Below are 25666 nucleotides of genomic sequence, written 5' to 3'. Positions count from 1 at the left end.
ATATGTGAATATATATATTTTACAGGTATTTACTCACTTCTTACAATTAACAATGTAAAGAAAATGAATCCGCTAAAGGTGGTGAGATTCTGAACATCGTTTTTACATTTCCCGGCCAGGGGTCACAGGTTCCTGGAATGCTCCAAGATGTACCCGAGTATGTGAAAAAGGCAACAAGTATCATCGGAACTGAACTGCGTGATGATGAGGAGGCTATGGGCTCAACGGTCTGGATTCAGATGGCACTCTTCGTTAAGGAGACGGCAATAGCCTACCGGTTGATCGAGCAGGGTATCCGGCCCCAATTCGTGGCAGGGCATTCCATTGGTGCATTTCCTGCGGCGGTCATCGCGGGAGTTCTCTCGTTCGAGGATGCGCTTCGGATCGTATGGCTCCGTGCCCGGTTGATGGAAGAAACCTTTCCTGAAGGCTATGGAATGGGTGTGATTATTGGGCTTACGCAGGCCGAGGTTCAACAAGCCGTGCTTCTCTCCCATAGTGAGGCGACGCCAGTCTACCTCTCGAATATAAACGCAGAGCAGCAAATCGTCGTATCCGGATCATTGGTAGGGTTAAATAAAGCATTTATGCATGTGAAAGAGCTTGGGACCGCTAAAACGGCGTTTCTGAAGGTTCCGATTCCTTCACACTCCCTGCTGATGTCAGAGGTAGCCAATAAGCTATTGCTGAAAATACACACTTTTTCTTTGCGGGACGCTCAAATACCATATTTGGTGAATCATACGGGCAGAAAGACGAAAGCCAAGGAAAAAATCGCGGAGGACCTTGCACTAAACGTAGCATATCCCGTTCGGTGGATGGATATGGCGGCTGTCTGCGTCGAATCGGGAGCTGACTGTTTCATCGAGATGCCGCCGGGTCATACTCTTTCCAGACTTGTCAAGCAAGCCCACAAGGATACCCGGCAAATGGCCGTGGACGAGATCGGTCTGGAAGCGACTCAGTATCTGATTAGAAAATGGAAGGAGCAAGAAGAATGAATAAAGTACTGCGATCCTGGTCACAAAAACGTGATAAAAAGCAGGAAAAGTTAGGAAAGGTGGAAAAGTGGCTCGACGGAAAATACATCGACTCCTCCCGAATTGTCGACCTGATGGAGGCGCTAATTGATCCAGGCGCGAAGGTCGTCCTGGAAGGAGATAACCAGAAGCAAGCGTCTTTCCTTTCCCAGAAGCTGCTGGAAGTCGATCCTGGCAAAGTGCATGATTTGCATATGATTATGTCCAGCATTTCAAGACCCGAACATTTGGATATTTTCGAGAAGGGCATCGCCGGGAAGCTGGACTTCTCCTACAGTGGCTCCCAAAGCCTGCGTGTTGCGCAAATGATTGATGACGGGATACTTAAGCTCGGTGACATCCATACGTATTTGGAATTGTTCGGACGTCTCTTCATTGACCTTATTCCAGATGTGGTGCTGGTAGCGGCAGACAAATCAGATCGCGAGGGCAATCTGTATACCGGAAACAATACGGAAGAAACTCCGACGATCGTGGAAGCAGCGGCTTTCAAGGATGGGATCGTAATCGTGCAGGTTAACGAAATCGTGGATGAGCTGCCGCGAACCGATATTCCAGCGTCCTGGGTCGACGTCATTGTACAGGCCGAAAAACCGTACGCACTGGAAGCACTGTTTACCCGTGATCCGCAGAATATTACTGAACTGCAAATCCTGATGGGCATGATGGCGATCAAGGGTATTTATGGAAAACATCAGGTGCAGTCGCTTAATCACGGCATTGGCTTTAATACTGCAGCGATTGAGCTTTTGCTGCCGACCTATGGTGAACAGCTTGGCCTGAAAGGGAAGATTGCCAAGCACTGGGCCCTGAATCCGCATCCAACTTTGATTCCGGCGATTGAATCGGGTTGGGTCGAAAGCATTCACAGCTTTGGAGGCGAGGTCGGTATGGAGAAATACATTGCGGCTCGTTCAGATGTGTTCTTCGTCGGCAAGGACGGATCTATGCGCTCCAACCGCGCGATGTGTCAGGTTGCAGGCCAGTTCGCTGTAGATATGTTTATCGGATCAACGCTACAAATGGACTGTGCAGGTAATTCGTCTACCGTTACTTCCGGCAGATTGTCCGGTTTTGGAGGAGCGCCGAATATGGGGCATGATCCTCGGGGGCGGCGACATGCGACTCCTGCCTGGCTTGACATGATCGAGCGCCCGACGGAACTCTCCAAAGGCCGGAAATTGGTCGTGCAGATGGTTGAAACATACGGTGCCAACAAAAAGCCAGTATTTGTAGATTCGCTAGATGCCATCAAGGTGAAGGATGAATCTGGTCTCGCCATTACGCCAATTATGATTTACGGGGATGATGTCACCCACGTCCTTACCGAGGAAGGCATTGCATACCTCTACAAGACGGACAGCATAGAGGAGAGAAAGAAGGCTCTCGCGGCAATCGGAGGCGTAACACCTTTAGGAATGGAAAGTAATGAAAGCGATGCAAGCCTGTTGCGTGACAGAGGGATCGTGGCCTATCCGGAGGATCTTGGGATCATGCGCAGACAAGCCAAGCGCTCGATGCTGGCAGCACAGACGATTAACGATCTCGTAGATTGGTCAGACGGATTGTATGATCCACCGGCTAAATTCCGGAGCTGGTCTTAAAGCCATGCTCACGATGAATCATTCAGCTTTCGCGGCTTCTCTGGCTGCCAAAGCTGTAAAGGCACTGATGGAAGAGGCTCTTCTTACGCCCAAGCCTGGACTTGTCGATGCCAGAGACAATGGCTCTCATACTGATATGTCCATCGATCTTATGCTTGCATCCGCAAGAGCATTGGAGGATACGTTTCGGGAAATAGCCATTGTGTCATACCTTCACCCGGTGGACCAGACTTTGCGTGAGCAGATCGCTCTAATCGGGCGGGAGGGCGAGAAGGTGATGCTCAGTGCAACGAACGGTGTCAATACACATAAGGGTGCCATTTGGGCCCTTGGGCTTTTAACAAGTGCACGGGCAGCCTTTCCAAGGGAGCGGGACCCACATCAGATTATGAGCATTGCAGGAAGAATTGCATCGTTCCATGACCGGTACCGTCCGATGCAGCAGACGAATGGACGAACGGTTAAGAAGAAATACGCGGTAGTGGGGGCAGAGGAAGAAGCGAAGCTAGGCTTTCCGCACATCCGGGACGAAGCTTTACCTGCTTTGCTGCGCGCTAGGGCTTGTGGGAAGACAGAGGTCGAAGCACGCTTAGAAGCTTTATTGGCCTTGGTGGCATGTGTGGATGATACCTGCATCCTACACCGCGGTCAGTTGACGGATCTGATGGCGATTCAGAGTATGGCCGCAGCCTTCCTTGCAGCAGATGGATTAAGAACCCAGTCGGGCAGAAAGCTGCTCTACCGCTTGTCCGAGTATTGTAATGTTAGACAACTCTCACCCGGAGGTAGTGCCGATCTGCTAGCTGCCACATTATTTCTAATCGATTGATACTTTAATTGGAGGTGTTTCTGAAGGATGGAAAAATTACAGTTTCAATACCAGACTACGAAGCCCATCTGTAAGCCGGCACATATAGGTGTTGTCGGTTCGGGAGATTTGGAGATTATTGTAGAACCTGTAAAAGGCCAGACCACCAACGTCAGCATTTTAACAGGCAGTGAAGGATTTGAACAAGTATGGGAGAATGTTCTGACCCGTTTTTTTAACCGTTATCCGATTACTGCCAATATTACAGTTCATGACTTCGGAGCTACTCCGGGTGTAGTAATGCTTAGATTTACGCAAGTGCTGGAGGTGCTGGATTATGCAGAATAGTTTTGTGGAGCTGAATGGACGCGAGAGAGCTAAAGCGCTGCTGGACGAAGGGACTTTCCGTGAGATACTTGGGCCGTTAGACAAAATCCAATCCCCCCACCTAGAGCCGCAAGGCATTGTTCCTCAGAGCGACGACGGGATTATTCTGGCTCTTGGCGAAATACACAAACAGAAGGTCTTGATCATTTCGATGGAAGGCGCTTTTCAAGGAGGGGGGATTGGAGAAGTCAGCGGGGCCAAAATTTCCGGAGCGCTCGAACTGGCACTGGAAGAGAATAAGAGAGGGAACAAACTATATCCCGTCATGATCTTCGATACAGGGGGTGTTCGGCTACAGGAAGCGAACTATGGATTGTTGTCGATTTCGGAGATTGCTACCCAGATCGTTGCCCTGCGTAAATACGTTCCTGTTATCGGACTGATCCCGGGCCGCGTAGGGGCATTTGGGGGAATGTCCATTACTGCAGAATTGTTTACCACTCTGATTGCTACGAAGAAAGCGCGCCTCGGTCTGAACGGGCCGGAGGTCATTGAGCAGGAAGCAGGGGTCATGGAGTTCGATGCAAGCGACAAAGCCTTGATTTGGAACACAATCGGAGCTAACCAGCGCTTCCAAACCGGATTGATTGACGAAATGGTGGAAGATACGACGGATGCAGTTGTCGAAGCGATTGATACTGCGCTCAAGGCACCGGCGAAGCCTGCTAAAACAGAGCAAATCGATTTCTATCTGACCCTGTTAAACACTCTTGATCCTACAGAAGCTTGGACACCTGAGCGCTATCGCGAATTTTACACGCAGATACAGCCTGTGCAGCAGCCTGTCCCGCTGGCAAAAGAGGGTGCGGCCGACATGTCGGATAGTAGAGGTTATCGCTGGTTCTCCCGCTTGACGGGCATTGCTCACCCAATCAGCGATGTTCCTTCAGTGCTTGCGGCAGACGTGGATAAGCACGGACAACTGTGCAGATATATCGCCATTGTTCCGAATGCCTCCAACCGATTCCCGCGTGTCAGAAACGGTGAGGTTGGTATGCTTGAAGGCTGGACGGTGGCTCAAATCATCAGGGACGCAATCCGTCAAGATGAGAAAAAAGAAACCAAACGTCCGATCATTGCCATCATTGATGTACCCAGTCAAGCCTATGGCTATAAGGAAGAAATGGTCGGTATCAGTCTTGCCCTGGCTGCAAGTGCAGATGCTTACGCAACCGCTAGATTAGAAGGCCATCCAGTTATCGGTGTGATTGTCGGTAACGCGATTTCCGGGGGCTTCCTCGCGCATGGGCTGCAATCGAATCGTTTGATCGCACTGGATGACAGCAAGGTCAATATTCAGGCCATGTCCAAGGCTTCTGCTGCTCGGATTACCAAGCGGACGATTGCCGAGCTTGAAGAAGCTACCAAGAAAGTTCCAGCTATGGCCTACGATGTTCGTAGCTACAGTACTCTGGGGGCATTATATCAGATGCTGAGCGGTATCCATGCAGACGATCCACAGAGTAGTGATGTAGCCATCGTGGAAAAGACCGTTTCCGAGGCAATCGAGAGTACAAAAGGAGCGCCCCGCGACCTTAGCTTCCGATTGCAGACTAAGGAAGCTATGGCGGGTGGGCGGACTGCAACCCGTGGCGTTCGAGATGCGCTTTTGGAGCAATGGTAATCCATCCACATGATCTGATTGAAGTGTCCAATTTGAAATATCTCTCCTTATATGAAGACAAGGAGTGGGTAACCGCCTCGCTGAGGCGGACCCCCTTTGTGGTCGTTCGCCGAGCCGATCCGTCGGCGGATGGTTGTATTCCCGTCGGAGTACGTGGACAGGAGCGAAATCAACGGGAAGCTGCATTCCTGGACCCGAAGGGGGTGTCCCAGCTCGTGTCTCCCTATGCGATAGTGAAACGTCAGATGTGGAACTCCTTGCCTACAGAGAGACGGCAGCAGCCTGTCCTTCAGTTGATGGACTTGTTAGCAGAAATGATGGCGGATTGGCGCTGGGGGCCAGCGGGGAGCGCAGGATTCGAAATAGTAACGCAATACCCGACTGTGAAGGAAACGAGTGATCTTGACCTTGTTATAGATGGTTCAGAGGTTATTGATTATGCAGTAGCTGAAAGACTTGTGCACAAGTTGGAGCATCTGGGTGTTCGAATTGACATTCAATTGGAGACAAGAGACGGTGCCTACGTCCTGCGCGAAATTCTTGAGAGACGGGCCAGCACTGTGGTGCTGCGAACTTCTTCGGGTCCCAAGCTCGTTCGTAATCCTTGGCAATAAGGAGCTATAATCAACGGCAAAAGGGAGGAATGCACGACCATTTGGCTTCAGGCAAGCTGTCAAAGGGGAAGTGCGTATTATGGAAAACACTGAAGAGCGGAATATTAATATTAATGAGAGCGACATCTTAAAGGTGTTTGCCGTCAGCGGAGCGATCTTGCAAAGCGTTCTGGGGATGTTTCTGAAGTATGCACACACTAACGATAACCTAGCCTTATTAGGCGTCATTTTCAATATAGTAAAGTATACTGCGCCAGTCTTTATTTTTGCCATTGTATATGGGATGGTGAAAAATAATCAGCATACGAAGGTATCCCATTTTTACAAGGAAAAATTCGGGGAGCTCGTGATCCCTTATTTACTGTGGGCAGCGGCTGGCTTAATTTTCTTCCCGGAAATTCAGGTTAATCAGCACGTTGCATCATTCCGGACGCTCATCGAGTCATTTGTGCTCGGTAATGCATCATCACAGTTTTGGTACACGGTGATGATGTTGCAATTTCAATTGCTGATGCCAGTCCTTATTTTCATCTGCTACAAATACTTGGCTAAGCCTAAGCGGGTCATTCCGCTGCTTATTGTGAGCTTCGTGATCTTCGGAGCGTGGCTATGGATGTACGATACCTTCGTATTCCAAGGAGCATATGCGATTAGTCTGCGTTACCTTGACCGCTTTTTCGTTAGTTATTTTATTTATGCTTTACTAGGTGGAATCGCTTGGGTATATAAGAAACAGTTCGACGGAGTGCTTCGCCGGATTCAGTTCATACTCATTCCGGTAATGCTTCTTATTCTCATTTGGACAAATCACGAATTTTTCGGTTTTGGATTTGAGGATATGTCCTTCGGAAATCTGATTTATCTGAAGCCGTCCATGACCTTGTACAGCTTGGTAGTGATTTTCCTGATTTACATGCTGGCAAGACATTTGATCAGCGTAAATTCCCGTTCACTTCCCTATTACAAATGGTTATCTACTTATGCGTACCGGGCCTTTACAGCGAACGTATTTATTTTGGTCATCGTGCTGCGCTTGGTCGGTGATTTGCTAAGTCAGCTTCCTTTATTTGTGGCACTGCTTTTGGTTTATCTGACGACTGTAGCATGCTCCTTCGGCATCGTCTATGCCTTTGCGCAGATAAAGGTAAAGGTATGTCGTGAATGGTTATTGTTGAAACAAAAAAGAGCGCAAAGCACCGATCTAAGATAAATGCCTAAAAGAAATAATACAGATAACAACGCATATATGACATCATAATTTAGGCGTATCTAAGTTATTGGCGTATTGACGGCAACCCCAAAGGGTATCTCGATGATTGAAGAGATACCCTTTTTGTGAACCTGAACTTACTTACATCAATCGCTGTATTTCATCTTTCAGAATTTCGGACCGAGTCCCGAAAATAACCTGCAGGGTACCGTTACCAAGCCTGATGATTCCCGATGCTCCGAGCTGCTTGAGAGCTTGATCATTAACCGCTTTGTCGTCTTTGACGACAAGACGCAGCCGTGTGATGCAAGCATCAATGCTTTGAATATTGTCTGAACCGCCGAGATAGGTTAGTATTCTGCCTGCCTGACTGGACTGAGTGTCGGATGTGGCGCTTGCCTTTCCAATGGGTACAGATTCGTTAGCCTCAGACAGGAGACTGTCTTCTACATCATCTTCACGCCCAGGAGTTTTTAGGTTGAATTTGAGAATGATAAATCGGAACAGAAAGTAATAGATGAGGGCAAAGACAAGCCCAACCGGGATCATTCGTAATGGGTGGGTGGAGAGTTTCATATTGACCAGATAGTCAATGAGTCCTGCTGAAAAAGAAAAGCCGAGTTTGACATCCAATAGGTATACGACCAGGCCGCTCAGGCCTGTCAGCAGAGCATGAACGCCGTAAAGCAATGGTGCAATGAACATAAACGAAAATTCGAGGGGCTCGGTAATTCCGGTCAGGAACGATGCCAGCGCAGAACCGATGAAAATGGAAGCGACGGCTTTACGTTTTTCCGGTTTGGCCGTATGGATGAATGCGAGGGCTGCTGCTGGGAGAGCGAACATCATAATGGGGAAGAAGCCGGACATGAATATACCCGCCGATGTATCGCCTGCGAAAAAACGCGTCAGGTCACCATGAACGACCTCACCGGCAGCATTGGTGTAGTCACCAATTTGAAACCATGCGATCGAGTTCAACACATGATGCAAACCGAGCGGGATCAGCAGCCGATTGGCAATCATGAATACCATTGATCCGATTCCGCCAAAGCCGACAATCCAGTTGCCGAAGACTGCAATCCCATCTTGTATCGGACTCCAGATCATACCGAGCAGAATGGCCAGAATCATGGTCGTAAAGGCGGTGATCATGGGGACAAAACGTTTGCCCGAGAAGAAGCCAAGCCAATCTGGGAGCTGAATATTGTGATATTTTTTAAACAGAAAAGCAGACCATCCACCGATAAAAATACCACCCAATACGCCCATGTCCAGCTTGACGTCGTCTGGAATATATGCAAATATACCCGGTACTGCCGCCAAAATACGGGTCAGCACCATATAGGCAATGACTGCCGATAATGCGGCTACTGCGTCGCCTGCCAGACCAATGGCAACACCGATGGAGAAAATGAGCGCAAGGTTACCGAAGATGGCCCCCGCCCCCTCGTTCAGAAAAGGAGTGACATAATGATTCAGAAATCCGCCAACTCCGGGACCAAGTGGTATATCCGTTTCATAATTAATCAGTGCTAATCCTTGTAAAATCCCTGCGGCGGGTAGAGTGGCTACTGGAAGCATTAACGACTTGCCGATTTTTTGCAGAAATTTCAGCATAACATTCTTCCCTTCTTCATCGAGTTTGGGAGTGTCGTATTCATCCTGAAACCCTTACATTAAACCATTTTTTTACATCATAAATCGGAGAAACTAACATGGTCAACGATTATTTTAAGCTATGAAAAGACGTAAATCCGTAGTTGACATCGCTTACATGCTTATATAGTATCAAATTTAAGTTAATAATCGTGACGGAGACAAGAGAGCCACGCAGACACCCATGGTACAGCACAGGGTTGGTTTGTGATGGCTTTTCTTTTTTTGCGCGATGAAAGCGATCGAAATCGGATGATCTATTGAGGAGGTAGGTTGTATGTCGCCATACGCAGCCGAATTCATAGGGACAATGATTCTTATTGCCCTAGGTGGCGGAGTGTGCGCAGGGGTGTCTCTGAAAAAGTCATTTGCTCACGCTTCCGGCTGGATTGTGATTGGAATGGGATGGGGGCTCGCGGTTGCTATTGGGGTGTATGCAGTGGGTGAAATCAGCGGAGCGCATTTGAATCCGGCAGTGACACTGGCGTTGGCATTTCAGGGCATTTTTCCATGGCAGGACGTTCCCGGCTATATTGTGGCTCAGCTTCTCGGGGCCATGGCGGGTGCGATAATCGTCGTTTTGCATTATTGGCCTCACTGGAAAGAGACGGAGGACACAGCAACCAAACTCAGTGTATTTGCGACAGGACCGGCTATTGATCATCCGTTTGCCAACGTGCTTAGTGAAATGATAGGTACTTTCATCTTTGTTCTTGCTCTGCAGTCATTTGGTGCCAATTCATTTACAGGGGGCTTGAAACCGCTGATTGTGGGTTTTTTGGTTGTCAGTATCGGTTTATCCTTTGGAGGCACAACGGGCTATGCCATCAATCCAGCGAGAGATTTTGGGCCGCGTCTGATGCATTATTTACTACCGATTCCCGGTAAGGGAGCATCCAATTGGAAATATGCCTGGGTACCCATTGTAGGGCCGCTGTTGGGTGGATCTTTCGCAGGGCTATTTTATCAGGCTGTTTTTAAGGGGAGTGTAACTCCGGCTTTCTGGATTTTACTAGGGATCATCGTGATTGTACTTTTGATTACCTTCCGTATGAGTCGTACTTATAAAAATCATAAAACGGATCACAAACTTACAGCTTAAAAACGATGGATTTACACGAGGAGAGATGAACAATGGGAAAATATATTTTGTCACTAGATCAGGGAACGACAAGCTCAAGAGCGATTTTGTTCAATAGCGAAGGAGATGTAGTGTACTCGGCTCAGCGAGAATTTCCACAATATTTTCCTCATCCCGGCTGGGTGGAGCAGAATGCGAATGAAATCTGGAGCTCTATTCTCGGAGTCATTGCCTCCTGTCTTTCCGAATCCGGTGTAAAAGCAAATCAAGTGGCTGCCATTGGCATTACCAATCAGCGAGAATCGGTGGCTGTGTGGGACAAAAATACAGGAGTGCCCGTGTATAACGTACTCGTATGGCAATCACGCCAAACCTCGGACATCTGTGAAGAATTGAAGCGGCAAGGGCACGAGGAGCTGTTTCACAGCAAAACAGGCCTGTTGATCGACCCGTATTTTTCAGGCACTAAAGTAAAGTGGATACTGGACCATGTGGAGGGCGCTCGGGAAAAGGCAGAACGAGGTGACCTATTATTCGGTACGATTGACTCGTGGCTGATCTGGAAATTATCCGGCGGAACGGCACATGTAACAGACTACTCCAATGCAGCCAGGACGCTGATGTACAACATTTATGAACTAAAGTGGGACGAAGAGCTGCTGGACATTCTGGGTGTTCCGAAAATCATGCTACCTGAGGTGAGACCTTCTTCCGAGGTATATGCGCACACCGTGGATTATCATTTCTTTGGTCAGAATGTACCAATCGCCGGTGCAGCAGGTGACCAGCAGGCAGCTTTGTTTGGTCAGGCATGTTACGAAAAAGGGATGATCAAAAATACTTACGGCACAGGCTGCTTCATGCTGATGAATACGGGGGATCAGCCTGTTGAATCCAAGCACGGCCTGATTACGACCATCGCTTGGGGACTGGAGGAAGGCAAAGTGCAATACGCACTCGAGGGGAGTGTGTTTGTAGCGGGGTCGGCGATCCAGTGGCTGCGAGACGGGCTGCGCATGTTCCGTGAAGCGAAGGACAGTGAGCCTTATGCCGCCCGTGTTTCGTCTACAGAAGGAGTGTATCTTGTACCCGCTTTTGTCGGACTGGGCAGCCCCTACTGGGATAGTGAGGTGCGCGGAGCGATGTTCGGCCTGACACGCGGGACCACGAAGGAGCATTTTATCCGCGCCACATTGGAGTCACTTGCTTATCAGACCAAGGATGTGCTTACAGCCATGGAGATTGATTCAGGTATTGCAGTGAAGACGCTGCGGGTGGATGGGGGAGCTGTATTGAACAATTTTCTGATGCAATTCCAGAGCGATATTTTGGATGCAACAGTGGAGCGGCCAGTTATCCATGAGACGACGGCACTGGGGGCTGCATGTCTGGCAGGTTTGGCTATTGGATATTGGAAGAGCACGGATGAACTTCGCAAGCGGGTGAGGGTGGAAACCTCTTTTGCCCCGGATATGGATGAATCAACACGTGAAAGCTTGTATGAAGGCTGGAAAAAGGCTGTGAAGGCGACGATGGCCTACAAGTAATAGATTAAGCGATGGGTCTCTGAATATTAAACTGCAAAAAGATGACTTCTGAATTTATCAGGAGTCATCTTTTTTTAGGCATGTGCTAACTCTTGACCTTCGTATGGTTCCAATGTTGCCGGGCTCCGCAGGAGCTACGAATAACTAGTTCCGGCTCTACTTTAATACATTTCGTGTCCATTTGTTTATTCATCAGGTCAAACAGCACCATAGCGGCTAGACGGCCTATTTTTTGCTTGTCTTGTTTTACCGTCGTCAGTGGAGGTTCGGTATAACGACAGGCTTCTATATCATCACATCCCACTACAGCAATATCCTCGGGTACCCTCAAGCCGCTTTCCTTGAAAGCACGTATGGCACCAAAAGCAAGTAAGTCGGTAGCCGCAAAAATAGCTTTTGGTAAATTTCCTTGCTGTATCCACGCCTTCGCGATCTGGTATCCATCTTCTGCCGCGTAGTCCTTACCATACACGATCCATTCAGGTCTGACATCAAGACTAAACCGTTTTAGTGAAGCAATAAAAGCCTCCTCTCTCTCTTTAATAACCAAGGAGGGGCGTTCAATGCCTATAAAACCCATTTCGCGGTATCCATTCATGTAAAAGTGCTCAACAACCTTCATTGAAATCTTCTGATTGTCGGACATGATATAGCAGGAACTAGCTCCGGTTAGCTCAATATCGACACCGATGCAGGGGATAGGGCTGGCGTCGAGATCAAAAACACTCTTCTCCACCTCATCTCCAGCAATAATAATGCACCCGTCCACTGAAAAATATTTCGAGCGAGCCAAATAGTCCTCTCCATTATCCAGAAATTTCTCATTTGAAAAAAACAGCAGATCGTAACCGAGCAAGCCAATCTGTTTTTTGAAGACATTAATGATATCTACAAAAAAAGGATGACTAAAATCAACATTCAGCTTGCCGGCAAATATAACGCCTACCAGATTAGATTTTTTGGTAGCAAGCGTTTTAGCCGAGGAGGAGGGTCTATAGCCTGTTTCCTCCATGATTTTAAGTACCCGCTGCCGGGTTTCCTCACTGATGTCCGTGTAATTGTTAATGATTTTCGAAACCGTTGCCACTGAAACGCCTGCCATGCTAGCTATTGTTTTTATATTCATGGAATCCTCCGTAACTAAACTGATTTAGTTAAATTGACTTTGCTTTTCAAACTTAATGATTACTCGTATTCTATGCTACCTCATAGAAGTGAGTCAACAGTGCGAATAAAGGATGTTGCCTAATATTTTAAAGAGTAATAACGATAATTTGTGTTTTTTTCGATAATTTACAAATCTCTATTTACAAATACAGGCTATCCGATACATAATAGTAGCTGTAATTAACTAAACCGCTTTCGTAAAAGTAAATGCATTTATTCTAAGATTACAGGGGGAATTTTGCAATGCTGAAAAAGTGTTTTTCTTTACTTGTTGTAACCGCTTTAATAGTGGTATTGGCTGCTTGCGGCAAAGGTGGTGAAGCTGGACAGAACGGGAATAAAAAGGTCACGTTAAAGATTATTCATTGGCAGCAAGAAAATATTAATAACTATATAAAGGAATTTAATAAAAAGTTTGAAGAGAAGTATCCCGATGTTCAGGTGGAGTATACGACGGTTCCTGCTGATTCAACTTATGATCAACTGATGCAAACGCGTATGAATGCTGGTTCAACCGGTGATGCAGACATTATTCCTTTGAAATTCAGCTTCGTAGGCGCACCGCAGGAATGGTCTAAGGGAGCAGCTGATCCGATGTGGAAGCAGTGGATTGAGGGAGGACTCATTGCAGATCTGTCGGATCAAGCTTTTATCAAAAACTATAATCCTACAGATGTCAAAAATGCCATGACCTACAACGACAAAGTATACGGTGTAAACATGGGAAAGGTGGCCCTGACAGGTCTGTTTTACAACAAAAAGATTTTTGAAAAATATAATCTTACTGTGCCAACGACATGGGACGAACTGGTGAATGTGATGAAGGTGCTCAAGGATAATGGCGTAGAACCGCTTGGTTTTGGCGGTAAGGATGTATGGCCTATTAACCTTGCTGTCCAAGGGCTTCAAGCCTCTATCCATGATGATCAGCTGGAATATATCAAAGGGCTGTGGACAGGTAAGACGAAGCTGACAGACCCCGCCCAGCTTGAAGTGCTGGAAAAAACACAAGTTTTAATGAACAACGCCATTGGTGGATTTATGGGGATTGACTATGGAACCTTGCCAAGTTTGTTTGCTTCAGGGCGTGTAGCTATGATTGCGGATGGTACGTGGGATGCAACTACGATCCAGACAGCCAATCCAGAGCTGAAATTTGGTTATTTCCCGATTCCGGGCAGTAACGATCCAGCCAAAAATAAAAACCTTGCAGGCAAGTACGATATGACCTGGATGGTATTAGAAAAATCGCCAAACAAGGATTATGCGATCAAATGGCTTGAAATGCTCTCCGAGAAGCAGAACTATACCGATTTCGTGAACGCTGCTGGATTTTTGCCAACACAGTCTGATGTGAAGATAAGCAGCGACTTTGTTAATGAAATCCAGCCTTCACTGGAAAACTTCAAGCTCTCTTGGGATCAGCTGTTTATCAATCGTAAGAATGTTGGACAGTACATTAAGGAAGCCAGCGTACATGCAGAATTTTTGGCGCCTGCCGGTCCGTTAAAGACGCCTTTGGAGCTTGCCCAGAAATCTCAGGCAGACTGGGATGCGGCAGCCCCTAAATAAATCTATAGATTTTACAGGAAAACAAATGGGCAACTGCAAAGCTCCCATAATAATGTAAAAAGGTGTGAGACCCATGTATCCCTTCGGAAAGGGTGCGGCCCGGATAATGCCCTATCTTTTGCTGAGTATTCCGGTGCTGCTCTATTTGCTTCTTGGTTTTGGACCCTCTATGGTAACCGTGCTTTTTTCCTTTACAGATGCTACCGGGGTTCCGGGGCAGACGTGGCATTTTATCGGATTCGAGAATTACACGACCTTTTTCACCTCCTCCGATTCTGGAGATCGCATCGCTTCCATTGGCCGTTCCCTATACTTTGCCGTAGCGGTGGTTGTGATTCAAAATGCAGTGGGGCTGTTCATGGCCATCCTTATTAATAAGAAGCTCAAAGGGGATGTGTTATATCGCTCTGTATTTTTCCTACCCGTTGTGCTCGGGGTAACGGTATCCGGCCTGATCTGGCAGCTGCTTGCCAATCCGCTTGGGGGCCCTGCGCAAGCCTTGATGAACTTTTTTGGAACCAGCTCCAACTTCTTCGGGGATTACGATATTGCATTTGAGTTGATTATTTTTGTGCAAATTTGGATGTACATGGGTTACTCGATGACTATTTTCTTAGCCGGACTCCAATCTATCCCCAGTGACTTATATGAAGCAGGGTATATGGACGGTGCCTCTGGATGGAAAGCGTTCAAAAATATTACCTTTCCGATGATTGCACCGTCCTTTACCGTCAATATGCTGCTGTCCATTATCGGCGCATTGCAGACCTTTGACATTATTTATGTGCTGACAGGTGGTAAATTCAACACGACGACACTTGCGTTTGATGTATATGCCACAGCCTTTGGCTCTGGGACATCAGATTACGGCCTTGCTTCCGCAGTTGCTATGATCCAGTTCGTGTTCGTGTTTACGGTATCGATGATTGCCCTGTATTACTTACGTAGAAGAGAGGTGGAAATGTAATGAGCAGTACCAAAGGAGCCAAAATACTGAGCTACATTATCGTACTGCTCATGCTTTCGTTGTATGTGTTCCCTCTTTTCTACCTTTTTAATGTATCGATGAAGACTCAAAGTGAGTATCTGATGGACCCTGTAGCTCTAGCCAAGAGTATACGCTTGGAGAATTTCATGGATGCTTGGGAAAAAGGAAACTTCTCTCAATACATGTGGAACAGCATTTTGTATACAGGCGTATCTACGTTATTAACGCTGATTATATCCGTGTTTGCAGCTTTTCCACTGGCGCGGGGATATGTTAAGTTCAGCACCTTCTTTTATGTGTTTTTTCTGATATCCATGTATCTCCCGAATCCGCTGATTCCGCAATTTGCTCTCATTAATAGCCTGGGACTTTACAATACCCAGCTTGGTTTCATTTTGCTGAAAACAACAGGTACTGGCATCGCTTTCCTGATGTTTGTGGGATATACCAAGTCTGTCTCCCGAGAGCTGGATGAAGCGGCTGCAATGGACGGGTGCGGATATTCACGATATTTGTTTACAATTCTTGTCCCGCTGATGAAGCCGGTGTTGGCGACAGGCATTATTTTGACAGCTATTGGGGCGTGGAACGACATTATAGGTCCTACTATTTATTTGTCTGATCCTGCTTATCAGCCAGTGACCAAGGGATTGTTCTCCTTCTACGGACAATACATGAACAACTGGCCGCTGCTCGCTTGCGGCATTCTGATTGTTACACTACCGCTCGTTATTTTGTATATTTTCCTCCAACGCTTTATTGTCGGCGGTGCAATGGCCGGAGCTGTGAAGTCTTGATTCCTGAAAGGATGATACCGAGTATGAGTGAGAATACCTATACATTCCCCACCACGTTTATGTGGGGAACTTCGACCTCTTCTTATCAAATTGAAGGTGGCGTGGATGAGGAAGGGAGAACGCCTTCTATTTGGGATACTTTCTGTCGAGCACCCGGGAAGGTGATAGGAGGGGACTGCGGAGATGTGGCTTGTGACCATTTTCACCGCTTTAAGGAAGACGTGCAATTAATGAAGCAACTTGGCTTTTTACATTACCGTTTTTCCGTGGCCTGGCCGCGCATTATTCCCGCACCCGGCGTGGTTAACGAACAGGGGCTACTTTTCTATGAGCGTCTGCTGGATGAGATTGAGTCGGCCGGGCTAATTCCAATGCTGACGCTGTATCATTGGGATTTACCGCAGTGGATTGAGGACGAGGGCGGTTGGACGCAGCGAGAGATTATCCAACATTTTAAAACGTATGCCTCTGTAATCATGGATCGATTTGGACAGCGTATAAGCTGGTGGAATACGATAAATGAGCCCTATTGCGCCTCTATTTTGGGCTATGGCACAGGCGAGCATGCCCCCGGCCATGAGAACTGGAGGGAAGCCTTTACTGCCGCTCACCATATTCTGATGTGTCACGGGATAGCCATGAATTTACACAAGGAAAAGGGCCTGACGGGCAACATCGGTATTACGCTGAACATGGAGCATGTCGATGCAGCCTCTGCACACCCCGAAGATGTAGCCGCTGCTGTCCGGCGGGATGGCTTTATTAATCGTTGGTTTGCCGAACCATTGTTTAACGGGAAATACCCTGAGGATATGGTGGAATGGTACGGGGCGCGCTTGAACGGATTGGATTTTGTACAGCCTGGTGATATGGAGCTGATTCAGCAGCCAGGGGATTTTTTGGGCATCAACTACTACGCCCGCAGCATCATTCGAGCGATTACAGACGCTTCGTTGCTTCAGGTCGAGCAGGTTTCCATAGAGGAACCGGTAACGGATATGGGATGGGAGATTCACCCTGAATCCTTTTATAAGCTGCTAACGCGGATTGAGAAGGATTTTACCAAGGGATTACCTATCCTGATTACGGAAAACGGAGCAGCGATGAAGGACGAACTGGTGAATGGAAAGATTGAGGACATTGAGCGTCAGCATTACATTGAGGAACATTTAAAGGCATGCCATCGCTTTATTGGGGAGGGAGGTCAGCTTAAGGGCTATTTTGTCTGGTCGTTCCTCGATAACTTTGAATGGGCCTGGGGATACAGCAAACGTTTCGGTATTATACACATCAATTACGACACACAGGAACGGACTCCCAAACAAAGTGCGCTGTGGTTCAAACAAGTGATGGCGAATAACGGGTTTTAAATAGAAAAGGGGGATACGATGCAGCAGTATTATTTTGACGATCAAGGACGTTTTGTGATTGAGAATTATGCGCAGGTCAAGCCCTTTTCCAGTTTTCTACCCGGTATTGCTGGGGTTCATGGGATTCCTCTGTGGGCATATTATGTTAATCGTGGACAAGGAATTGCGAGCTTTGGTGTGGAGGATAAGAATGGAGCAATCATGGAGTTTTTCCCGGCCAACCGCAGCTATAGTCTCGTGCCGATACATGGCTTTCGAACGTTTTTAAAGGTGAAGATGCAGGGGGAGTGGAACTATGTGGAGCCATTTTCGGCTGTGCATCCTATGAAGCGTGAACAGCAAAAAATGCTGATATCCCGCCACATGCTGGAAATACATAGCTCCAATCCAGACGCAGGTCTTGAGGTACGTGTGCAATATTTCACGCTTCCTCATGAAAGTTACGCTGCTTTGGTGCGCAAGGTGGAGATTGTCAATCATTCCGCTCAAGAGCTTGAACTGGAGGTGCTGGACGGCATGCCTGCCGTGTTGCCCTTCGGTATTGATAATGGGGCATACAAGGAGCTTGGACATACACTGAAAAGCTGGATGGATGTGTATAATCTCAACAACAGCATTCCTTACTATAAGGTACGTGGAAGTACAGCGGATACAAGTGAGATTCATCAAATTGAAGCGGGACATTTTATGTACAGCTTTGTGGAGGAGGAGGGCAAGACCAGGCTATTGAGTCCAATTGTCGATCCGTCCGTAATATTTGGTGAAAATACGGCACTGACCTTCCCGGATCGCTTTATCCATTCACGCGTCGAAGACTTGGTTTCACAGCAGCCTGTGACGACGAATAAAGTGCCTTGTGGGTTTAGCGGCTACACAGCACGACTAGCGGCAGGTACTGCCGTCAATCACTGTACGATCATCGGGCATGTGAATGATATTCACTCTATTAATGAACGGATTACGGAAATTGCAACCATGTCTTATATTGAGCGGAAGGCGGAGGAAGCCAAAGCGTTGATCGAAGAGTTGACGGATGAAATGGCAACGCGGACATCCATTCCGTTATTTGACGAATACTGCCGTCAGAACTATCTGGATAACCTGTTACGCGGTGGTTATCCATTGCTGCTGGATAACGGCACCGAGCAACCATTTGTATATCATGTATTTTCGCGCAAGCATGGGGATCTGGAACGGGACTATAATTTCTTTAAGCTCCAGGCGGGATATTATTCTCAAGGAAATGGTAATTTTCGCGATGCAAACCAGAACCGGAGAAATGATGTGTGGTTTAACCCCGGCGTAGGAGATTTCAATATCCGTTTGTTTATGAGCCTGATTCAGCCAGACGGCTATAATCCGCTTGTTGTAAAGGGGTGTAGCTTTCAAATACGAGAGCTGGAACCGTTGCTAGGACAGGTGGAGGTGGCAGATCATTCGTCTTTGCGTGCTTTTTTCCAATCGTCGTTCACCCCGGGTGAGCTGATTCAACATATCATTCATGACAACATCGCGCTAAAGCAAACGGTTGAGACGTTTGTAACCGAAGCTCTCAAGCATTCCGAACAATGCTATGAGGCTGATTTTGGTGAAGGTTTCTGGATCGACCATTGGACTTATAACATGGATCTCATCGAAAGTTATCTAAGTATCTATCCAGACAAACAAGAGGAACTCTTGCTCGCGACCCGAGAGTACATGTATTACGACAGTCCTGCATGGGTACAGCCACGTCGAAACAAATACGTGCAGATGAAGGACGGACGTATCCGTCAGTACGGGGCGGTCGTAGAGAGCAAGGAGAAAGAAGCTCAGCTGCACGCCCGGGATCGCGATGTTCATTGGGTTCGAACCGAACATGGAAGCGGAGAGATTTATAAGTCCAATTTATATGAAAAGCTGCTGTCATTGGCAGCCATCAAGCTGTCCACGCTGGACCCGGAGGGCTTGGGAATTGAGATGGAGGCGGGCAAGCCGGGATGGAATGATTCCATGAACGGACTTCCGGGGCTGTTTGCTTCTGGATTCAGTGAACTGTGTGAATTACAGCGACTCGTAAGATTTTTAATAAATGCACAGGTGAAGCTTTCGGGCGATTCTGTGCTACGGTTGCCGCGAGAAGTTGCTAAGTTAATCCAACAGCTGAGGCTCACAATGGAGGAATACTACCACGCTTCTGATGAGGCTGATTACAGGAATGAAAGCAAGGATTACAGCTTCTGGTCACGAATTTCGGATGCTAGAGAAGCGTATCGAGAAACAGTTCGTTTTGGATTTGAAGGGGTAGAAACACCACTAGCGTTTGATGATGTGCTGGTGTTTTTGCGCCAGGCTGAACGTAAGCTCCAACAGGGGATGGATAAGGCTCTGCTTATCGGTGAGGGGATATACCCAACCTTCTTTTATTATGAAGCCAGAGAATTCGAGGTACAGGAGGATGACTGCGAAGACAAGCTCGTAAACATACATTCCTTCGAACGTAAGGATACACCATATTTTCTGGAGGGACCGACCCGGGCTATGAAAGTGGTTGGTGACATTGTAAATGGGCAGAAGCTGTATCGGCAAATCAGGCAGAGTGGACTTTACGACGGGAAGCTGGGCATGTATAAGGTGAATGAAAGTCTGGCGGGGCAGCCATTCGAACTCGGTCGTTCCAGAGCTTTTACACCGGGTTGGCTGGAAAATGAATCTATATTTATGCATATGGAATATAAATATTTACTTGAATGCTTAAGGGCGGGTCTATACACTGAATTTTTTTCAGACATTAAAAAAGCGTTACCGCCTTTTATGGACCCAGAGGTCTACGGAAGAAGCACGCTGGAGAACAGCTCCTTTATTGCTAGTATTGCTAATCCTGATGCAAGTTTGCATGGAACGGGATATATTGCGAGGCTGAGCGGATCTACGGCAGAATTTATTCATATGTGGATATGGATGATGACCGGCGGGCAACCGTTTGGCTATGATCATAGGGGCCTATCCTTGAGACTGGAGCCCAAGCTGCCAGGCTGGCTGTTCACAGCTACAGGTGAGCTATCTTTCTGTTTTCTCGGAAGCTGCCAGGTGACTTATTTAAATAAGGATCGCAAGGATACTTATGCACCGGAATGCATAGTGACCCAGTATGTACTGCATTACGCCAGTGGCGAAAAGAAGACGATAAGCCAGGCTGTATTAGATCAAAAAGAGGCGCAAGATGTGAGAGAGCGGTTGATTTCCCGTATCGAGGTATATTTGGGGAAATAGCTCCATTAATTAAAGCCGTCATGCTGTAATAACAGAGCATGACGGCTTTTTAAGACTTCATAAATCCTTGTGCCAGGCAGGGGGGGCCTATGCTGAAATATCTTGCAATTCCAATATCACAGGGCAGTGGTCACTGCCTGTAATATGACAATCAATGCTCGCATCCATCAATAGCGGACGAAGTCTCTCCGAGACGAGGAAGTAATCAATCCGCCAGCCGATATTCCTTTCTCTCACCTTTGGCATGTAGGACCACCAGGAATAAACATCCGTCCGGTCAGGATAAAAGTATCTAAAGGTATCTATAAATCCGGCGTCTAGTAGCTGTGACATGCGTTCCCGTTCCTCAGGCGTAAATCCGGCATTTCCGTAGTTAGCTTTGGCATTTTTGAGGTCGATCTCCTGATGAGCTACGTTCAAGTCTCCACAAACGATGACAGGCTTCAAAGCATCCAGTTGTTGCAGGTAGCTGCGAAAACGGTCTTCCCATTCCAGTCTGTAGGGCAGTCGGGATAAGTCCCGTTTGGTATTTGGTGTGTACACATTGACGAGATAAAATTTTTCGAATTCCAGAGTAATGGTTCGGCCCTCCGGTTCTTCATTTTCTTCAAGTCCATAATGCACAGAGAGCGGCTTGATTTTGGTGAAAATAGCCGTGCCGGAATATCCTTTTTTCTCAGCATAATTCCAGTATTGTGTATATTCCTCCATGTTCTCCATGAGGATTTGACCTTCTTGAAGCTTCGTTTCCTGTACGCAAAAAATATCGGCATTTGTTTCTTTTAGATAAGTATAAAACCCTTTGGTCACACAGGCTCTTAAGCCATTTACATTCCAAGATATTAATTTCATTTGATTAATCTCCTTGCTAATTCACGCGGTCAAGCGATGTGATTTGTATATCCTTTGTTGACATAAGTTTATAAATGTCTTCTATCTGGACTTCATAGGTCTTTTCATCAAAATGGTCCTGACCAAACATATAATCGTTTATTTCTATTGCCTTAAGGTTTCGTTTGGTATTCATAGTCGAAGGGAAGTATTCGATATCTAATGAGGCTTTATTTCCGGCCAACACTGTCTCGAGAACTTTCGCGGTTTGTAATACTCGTTCTTTTTCCAAGGGCAATCCTGAGTCAGTTAGATCCTCGAATACAATTATACGAATATACTGATCGCCGAACGCTTTGGGATTCAGTTTAAAATCGTCGTATTCTTTGATCATTTTATCCGTGTTACCTCTCCCAAAGGGCGTTAAGATAATTTTCTCTAAATGGGACATCATCATAAGGACGCTTGGTCATGTTAAAGAGGACGGAAGGATGACGATTAGAGATCGCCTCCATGGTATATTCAGTGAAGGGAATACTATGATAGCTAATATTTTGAATTTGAAAGTCCTCTCCGTATTTCTGCTCCAGATATTGCTCTGATTCTGCGGCTCCGTTGCGTTTATTTTCACCTGTTTGTGTAAAAGGCTCGATAATATCTACGTATTTCATTGTGACTGCAAGAAGTAGAAGTGTAGCTCCCAAAGCGAGACTGAGTAAAGCGCGCCATTTGGATGGCAAGGATACACCTGTCGGTGCTCTCTCCGCATGGTGTGGAATTTGAAAAGATCGTACTGTAAAAACAATGCCTAAAATGTGAAAAAAAATGGCCAACGGTCCCGAGATAATAAGCAGGTATCCGAGTGAAAACATTGTAAAATAGATCAGAATTACCTGTGTGATGATAAGAGCCGCTCCTCCAATCATATAGGAAGGAATGGCGAGATAAAACATACCCAATCCAGTACCTAATATAGAAAGCAAAGTGGCAAGAAAACGATGAATTTCCCGCGACTTTTGGAGGTTATTCGTAGTCAAGGGAGTCAGTCTACCTCCTTTACTTAAAAATGGTGCAACATGATAGATGATAGCAATTTCTGCGTTTTTTTGAAAGAGTAGAGACTTGAAACTAGCGCCTAAAGTAGCGTTGGGCAGACTACTCTTTCTACATTATTTATAATGAAAAAAAGCTCCCTTGCGGAAGCTTTTTTTTGTGTAATATATCAGGAGAGAACTCTCCTATGGTCGACTGCGAAGTATAGGCTAACGATGCCGATGGCCCGACGTTCCCCCGTGGTTTATCTCATGAGAACAAAAAAAAGCCTCCATTATGGAAGCTTCTTGTTATGACGTCCCAGGAGGGATTCGAACCCCCGACCGACGGCTTAGAAGGCCGTTGCTCTATCCAGCTGAGCTACTGGGACATAAAATTCAAGCGAATATTAATATATCATATGGATAAAAGAAATTCAAGTCTTATTTTGCATATATCGCTTATTTAAGCTTTATACAGCATAAATTCTGAGTAGACGTAGTTTTTTTTGCCTTATAAAAGGGTATGTTAGAATACAGGTGAATATGTGTAAGACGAGTGGTTGGACTTCGGCTACTGTTTCTCATATAATCTACAAATACTTGAGCTTGCGAAGGAGAGGGGGTGCCTTGAATAAAGGACTCCAAGGTGACGACAAAAGAAAATAATATTGTATTGTTTCCGAAGACACTGGACTATTATCAAATTCAACTTACTGTGATGCTTGAAAACGAACGTTACGGAGAGGCGATGGCGATGCTGCGTTTTTTAATGCAGTGTCAGGGACAGGAGCAGAAGCAGTACGATGAATGGAACGCTCTATTACAATGGCTGGAAGCTGCATTTCCACAGTACGCTGACAGTGGGGCGGTAACGGACGCTGTGGAAGAAGAAGTCAGTGAAGTAGAGTTAGCTCGCCGTCATGCACGCTTTAAGCAGGAGCAGGATGCAGGCTACGGCAACAAGCTGTTGCGGATGGCTATGGATGAACCCTTATCCGAACAGACGATTTTAGCATTGGAGCAGTTGTCCTATCTGGAACTCCCAGAAATCGACGATGCCTTGCTTCGCTGGATTACGGAACGGGAAATCCATCCTTTACTTCAATTCCGTGTTCTACAGACAATGCGACGACGCGGAACGGAAGGGACGATAGAAATCAGACGGGGTGATGAACAAGCGGAAATCGACATTGAAACGGTTCCGTTACAGCCAGGTGATTTTCCAGAGTCGATTATGCGTATTTTGGAACGGGTGGCCGATCAGACTGAGGTGCACGAGCCTACACTATTCTATTTTGCACAGGAGCTGTGGTCACAGTTTGTGATGGCAGTATACGGTACGAAAGATTATAGATCAATGTTGGTGGAAGAGGACGGAATGCCGGATATTTGGGCTGCAGCACTCCACCAGACAGTTTCGGAAAGTTTGAACGGAAATAATAATGAGGAAGAAACCCGTGCTATATATGGCATTACAGATGCGTTGCGTTTCCGTTTTGAGCAGGCGTATCGCTCGATGCGACTATTCGTAGCGGCGGGAATGAACACTCCTTAATGACCGGAAACGTTTACCTGTGAAGCATTCAAAGGGCTGCTCTTGAAAAAGACAGTAATGTTAGATATACTATAGTGGTTATTTTGTGTGCGTTGATTGTAATGAAAACTAAGTGAAGATTTTGTTGGAGGGGAAAGCATAAAATGAAAGCAACTTGGGAGAAAATAGAGAAGAACCTTGGGGTTCTTGAAGTTGAGGTTGACGCGGATCGTGTAGCCGCTGCACTCGACAAAGCTTTTAATAAAGTGGCAAAACAAGTAAGTGTACCAGGATTCCGTAAAGGTAAAGTACCACGTCCTATCTTTGAAAAACGCTATGGTATTGAAAGTCTGTACCAGGATGCAATTGACATCCTGTTGCCAGAAGCTTACAGCCAAGCTGTAGAGCAAACGGACATCTTCCCGGTTGACAGCCCTGACGTTGAAATTGATCAATTTGCTAAAGGCGAATCTTTCAAGTTCAAAGCGAAAGTTACTGTTAAACCTGAAGTGACTTTGGGCGATTACAAAGGCGTAGAAGTGCCTGTAAGCAAACTCGAAGTAAGCGACGAAGAATTGGCTCAAGAACTGGAGCGCCTGCAACAACGTCATGCTGAATTGGTTGTCGTTGATGAAGATGCTGCTCAATCCGGTGATACAGCTATTATTGACTTCGACGGTTCCGTGGACGGTGTGCCGTTCGAAGGCGGACAAGCTGAGAAGTATTCTTTGGAACTGGGCTCTAACACATTTATCCCTGGTTTTGAAGAGCAAGTGGTTGGTTTGCACACTGGCGATTCCAAGGACGTTGAAGTAACGTTCCCTGAGAACTACCATTCTGCTGACCTCGCTGGCAAACAAGCGGTATTCAAAGTGAAAGTTCACGAACTGAAACGCAAAGTTCTTCCTGAACTGGACGATGAATTTGCTAAAGATGTAAGCGAATTTGACACACTGGCTGAATTCAAGGAAGACTTGAAAAAGCAATTGTTGGATCGTAAGGAAAACGAAGCTAAAGCAGCCCGTGAGGGTGCTGTAGTGGAGAAAGTTGCTGAGAATGCAACAATCGACATTCCTGAAGCAATGGTGAAGAGCGAAGTGCAAAACATGGTTCGCGATTTCGACAACCGTTTGCGTAGCCAAGGTATGAACCTTGAAATGTTCCTCGGATTCTCTGGTCAAAGCAAGGAAGACCTGGAAGAGCAAATGAAAGCTGATGCTGAGAAGCGCGTACGTAACAACCTCGTGCTGGAGCAAGTGGCTAAAGCAGAAAACATCGAAGTTTCCGAAGCGGAAATTGATGAAGAACTGAAAAACATGGCTGAAGCTTACAAACGTTCAGTTGAGGAAATCCGCAGCATTCTGGAAGGTAACGGCTCGTTCGCTAACCTGAAAGAAGAAATTTCACTGCGCAAAACAATTGCTTTGTTGGTGGAAAACAGCAAAGAAGTAGAAGCGCCAGTTGAAGTTGCTGAATAATTCAGACGATAAATATACGGAGTATGCTGTAACAAGCTGCAACGTAGCAATTAGATAGGGATAAGGCAC

At 46.6% G+C, this 25666-nt stretch carries 21 protein-coding genes and 1 tRNA gene; 16 read left to right on the top strand and 6 right to left on the bottom strand.

Annotated features, from left to right (window positions below; translation table 11 throughout):
* Positions 1 to 137 precede the first annotated feature (137 nt).
* The 7 genes from MKX30_RS08420 to MKX30_RS08390 all read left to right on the top strand — a co-directional run bounded on the left by MKX30_RS08420 (position 138) and on the right by MKX30_RS08390 (position 7287).
* Positions 138 to 1001 (top strand): ACP S-malonyltransferase, encoded by an 864-nt coding sequence (locus MKX30_RS08420; RefSeq protein ID WP_023989992.1) that lies wholly within the window; start codon positions 138 to 140, stop codon positions 999 to 1001.
* Entirely contained in the window at positions 998 to 2644 is a 1647-nt protein-coding gene (gene mdcA, locus MKX30_RS08415) for a malonate decarboxylase subunit alpha (RefSeq protein ID WP_023989991.1), read from the top strand. Before MKX30_RS08420 ends, mdcA begins: the two co-directional genes overlap by 4 nt.
* Before the next feature lie 4 nt (positions 2645 to 2648).
* Positions 2649 to 3473, top strand: a complete 825-nt coding sequence (locus MKX30_RS08410; protein WP_023989990.1) for a triphosphoribosyl-dephospho-CoA synthase — start codon at positions 2649 to 2651, stop codon at positions 3471 to 3473.
* Between the two features lie 27 nt (positions 3474 to 3500).
* A complete protein-coding gene (locus MKX30_RS08405; protein ID WP_023989989.1) occupies positions 3501 to 3800 on the top strand; it encodes a malonate decarboxylase subunit delta in 300 nt (99 codons plus the stop codon).
* Positions 3790 to 5463: a biotin-independent malonate decarboxylase subunit beta gene (mdcD, locus tag MKX30_RS08400; RefSeq protein ID WP_023989988.1), complete on the top strand. Its 1674-nt coding sequence runs from the start codon at positions 3790 to 3792 to the stop codon at positions 5461 to 5463. Before MKX30_RS08405 ends, mdcD begins: the two co-directional genes overlap by 11 nt.
* Positions 5457 to 6077, top strand: coding sequence for a malonate decarboxylase holo-ACP synthase (locus MKX30_RS08395; protein ID WP_028541558.1), 621 nt, complete (start codon positions 5457 to 5459; stop codon positions 6075 to 6077). Before mdcD ends, MKX30_RS08395 begins: the two co-directional genes overlap by 7 nt.
* Before the next feature lie 79 nt (positions 6078 to 6156).
* Positions 6157 to 7287, top strand: a complete 1131-nt coding sequence (locus MKX30_RS08390) for an acyltransferase (protein ID WP_023989986.1) — start codon at positions 6157 to 6159, stop codon at positions 7285 to 7287.
* A gap of 141 nt (positions 7288 to 7428) precedes the next feature.
* Here MKX30_RS08390 and MKX30_RS08385 read toward each other — a convergent pair whose 3' ends face one another.
* Positions 7429 to 8907: a PTS transporter subunit EIIC gene (locus MKX30_RS08385; protein WP_339200759.1), complete on the bottom strand. Its 1479-nt coding sequence runs from the start codon at positions 8905 to 8907 to the stop codon at positions 7429 to 7431.
* A 316-nt stretch (positions 8908 to 9223) separates the two neighbouring features.
* Here MKX30_RS08385 and MKX30_RS08380 point away from each other — a divergent pair, with 316 nt between their 5' ends.
* Entirely contained in the window at positions 9224 to 10048 is an 825-nt protein-coding gene (locus MKX30_RS08380) for an MIP/aquaporin family protein (protein ID WP_028541560.1), read from the top strand.
* Positions 10049 to 10080: 32 nt separating this feature from the next.
* Complete coding sequence (gene glpK / locus MKX30_RS08375; RefSeq protein ID WP_341062717.1) at positions 10081 to 11574, top strand: glycerol kinase GlpK; 1494 nt, start codon at positions 10081 to 10083, stop codon at positions 11572 to 11574.
* A gap of 85 nt (positions 11575 to 11659) precedes the next feature.
* Here the strand turns inward: glpK and MKX30_RS08370 are convergent, their stop codons facing one another.
* Positions 11660 to 12700 carry a LacI family DNA-binding transcriptional regulator gene (locus MKX30_RS08370; RefSeq protein WP_023989982.1) on the bottom strand — a complete coding sequence of 347 codons (1041 nt, stop codon included), beginning with the start codon at positions 12698 to 12700 and terminating at the stop codon, positions 11660 to 11662.
* A gap of 284 nt (positions 12701 to 12984) precedes the next feature.
* Between MKX30_RS08370 and MKX30_RS08365 the strand changes: the two genes are divergently transcribed.
* The 5 genes from MKX30_RS08365 to MKX30_RS08345 all read left to right on the top strand — a co-directional run bounded on the left by MKX30_RS08365 (position 12985) and on the right by MKX30_RS08345 (position 20720).
* On the top strand, positions 12985 to 14313 hold the full coding sequence (locus MKX30_RS08365) for an ABC transporter substrate-binding protein (RefSeq protein WP_071558347.1): 1329 nt from the start codon (positions 12985 to 12987) through the stop codon (positions 14311 to 14313).
* A gap of 73 nt (positions 14314 to 14386) precedes the next feature.
* Positions 14387 to 15280 (top strand): carbohydrate ABC transporter permease, encoded by an 894-nt coding sequence (locus MKX30_RS08360; RefSeq protein ID WP_034095085.1) that lies wholly within the window; start codon positions 14387 to 14389, stop codon positions 15278 to 15280.
* Positions 15280 to 16098: a carbohydrate ABC transporter permease gene (locus MKX30_RS08355; RefSeq protein WP_341062716.1), complete on the top strand. Its 819-nt coding sequence runs from the start codon at positions 15280 to 15282 to the stop codon at positions 16096 to 16098. Before MKX30_RS08360 ends, MKX30_RS08355 begins: the two co-directional genes overlap by 1 nt.
* A 23-nt stretch (positions 16099 to 16121) precedes the next feature.
* Positions 16122 to 17468 (top strand): GH1 family beta-glucosidase, encoded by a 1347-nt coding sequence (locus tag MKX30_RS08350; protein WP_341062715.1) that lies wholly within the window; start codon positions 16122 to 16124, stop codon positions 17466 to 17468.
* Positions 17469 to 17486: 18 nt separating this feature from the next.
* Positions 17487 to 20720, top strand: coding sequence for a cellobiose phosphorylase (locus MKX30_RS08345; protein WP_341062714.1), 3234 nt, complete (start codon positions 17487 to 17489; stop codon positions 20718 to 20720).
* An 87-nt stretch (positions 20721 to 20807) separates the two neighbouring features.
* Here MKX30_RS08345 and MKX30_RS08340 read toward each other — a convergent pair whose 3' ends face one another.
* The 4 genes from MKX30_RS08340 to MKX30_RS08325 all read right to left on the bottom strand — a co-directional run bounded on the left by MKX30_RS08340 (position 20808) and on the right by MKX30_RS08325 (position 22974).
* Positions 20808 to 21572 (bottom strand): exodeoxyribonuclease III, encoded by a 765-nt coding sequence (locus MKX30_RS08340; protein ID WP_075154650.1) that lies wholly within the window; start codon positions 21570 to 21572, stop codon positions 20808 to 20810.
* A 16-nt stretch (positions 21573 to 21588) separates the two neighbouring features.
* The gene (locus tag MKX30_RS08335) at positions 21589 to 21945 is read right to left on the bottom strand and encodes a hypothetical protein (protein ID WP_076295615.1); all 357 of its coding nucleotides are present in this window, start codon (positions 21943 to 21945) and stop codon (positions 21589 to 21591) included.
* A 10-nt stretch (positions 21946 to 21955) separates the two neighbouring features.
* Complete coding sequence (locus tag MKX30_RS08330; protein WP_341062713.1) at positions 21956 to 22588, bottom strand: hypothetical protein; 633 nt, start codon at positions 22586 to 22588, stop codon at positions 21956 to 21958.
* Positions 22589 to 22900: 312 nt separating this feature from the next.
* Positions 22901 to 22974, bottom strand: a tRNA-Arg gene (locus MKX30_RS08325).
* Between the two features lie 257 nt (positions 22975 to 23231).
* Here MKX30_RS08325 and MKX30_RS08320 point away from each other — a divergent pair.
* Positions 23232 to 24140 (top strand): hypothetical protein, encoded by a 909-nt coding sequence (locus MKX30_RS08320; RefSeq protein WP_023989974.1) that lies wholly within the window; start codon positions 23232 to 23234, stop codon positions 24138 to 24140.
* A 143-nt stretch (positions 24141 to 24283) separates the two neighbouring features.
* Entirely contained in the window at positions 24284 to 25597 is a 1314-nt protein-coding gene (tig, locus tag MKX30_RS08315) for a trigger factor (protein WP_341062712.1), read from the top strand.
* The last annotated feature ends 69 nt before the right edge of the window (positions 25598 to 25666 follow it).

Source organism: Paenibacillus sp. FSL P2-0173 (assembly GCF_038008045.1).
GTDB lineage: Bacteria > Bacillota > Bacilli > Paenibacillales > Paenibacillaceae > Paenibacillus > Paenibacillus polymyxa_B.
This window is presented reverse-complemented; position numbering and strand designations above follow the sequence as displayed.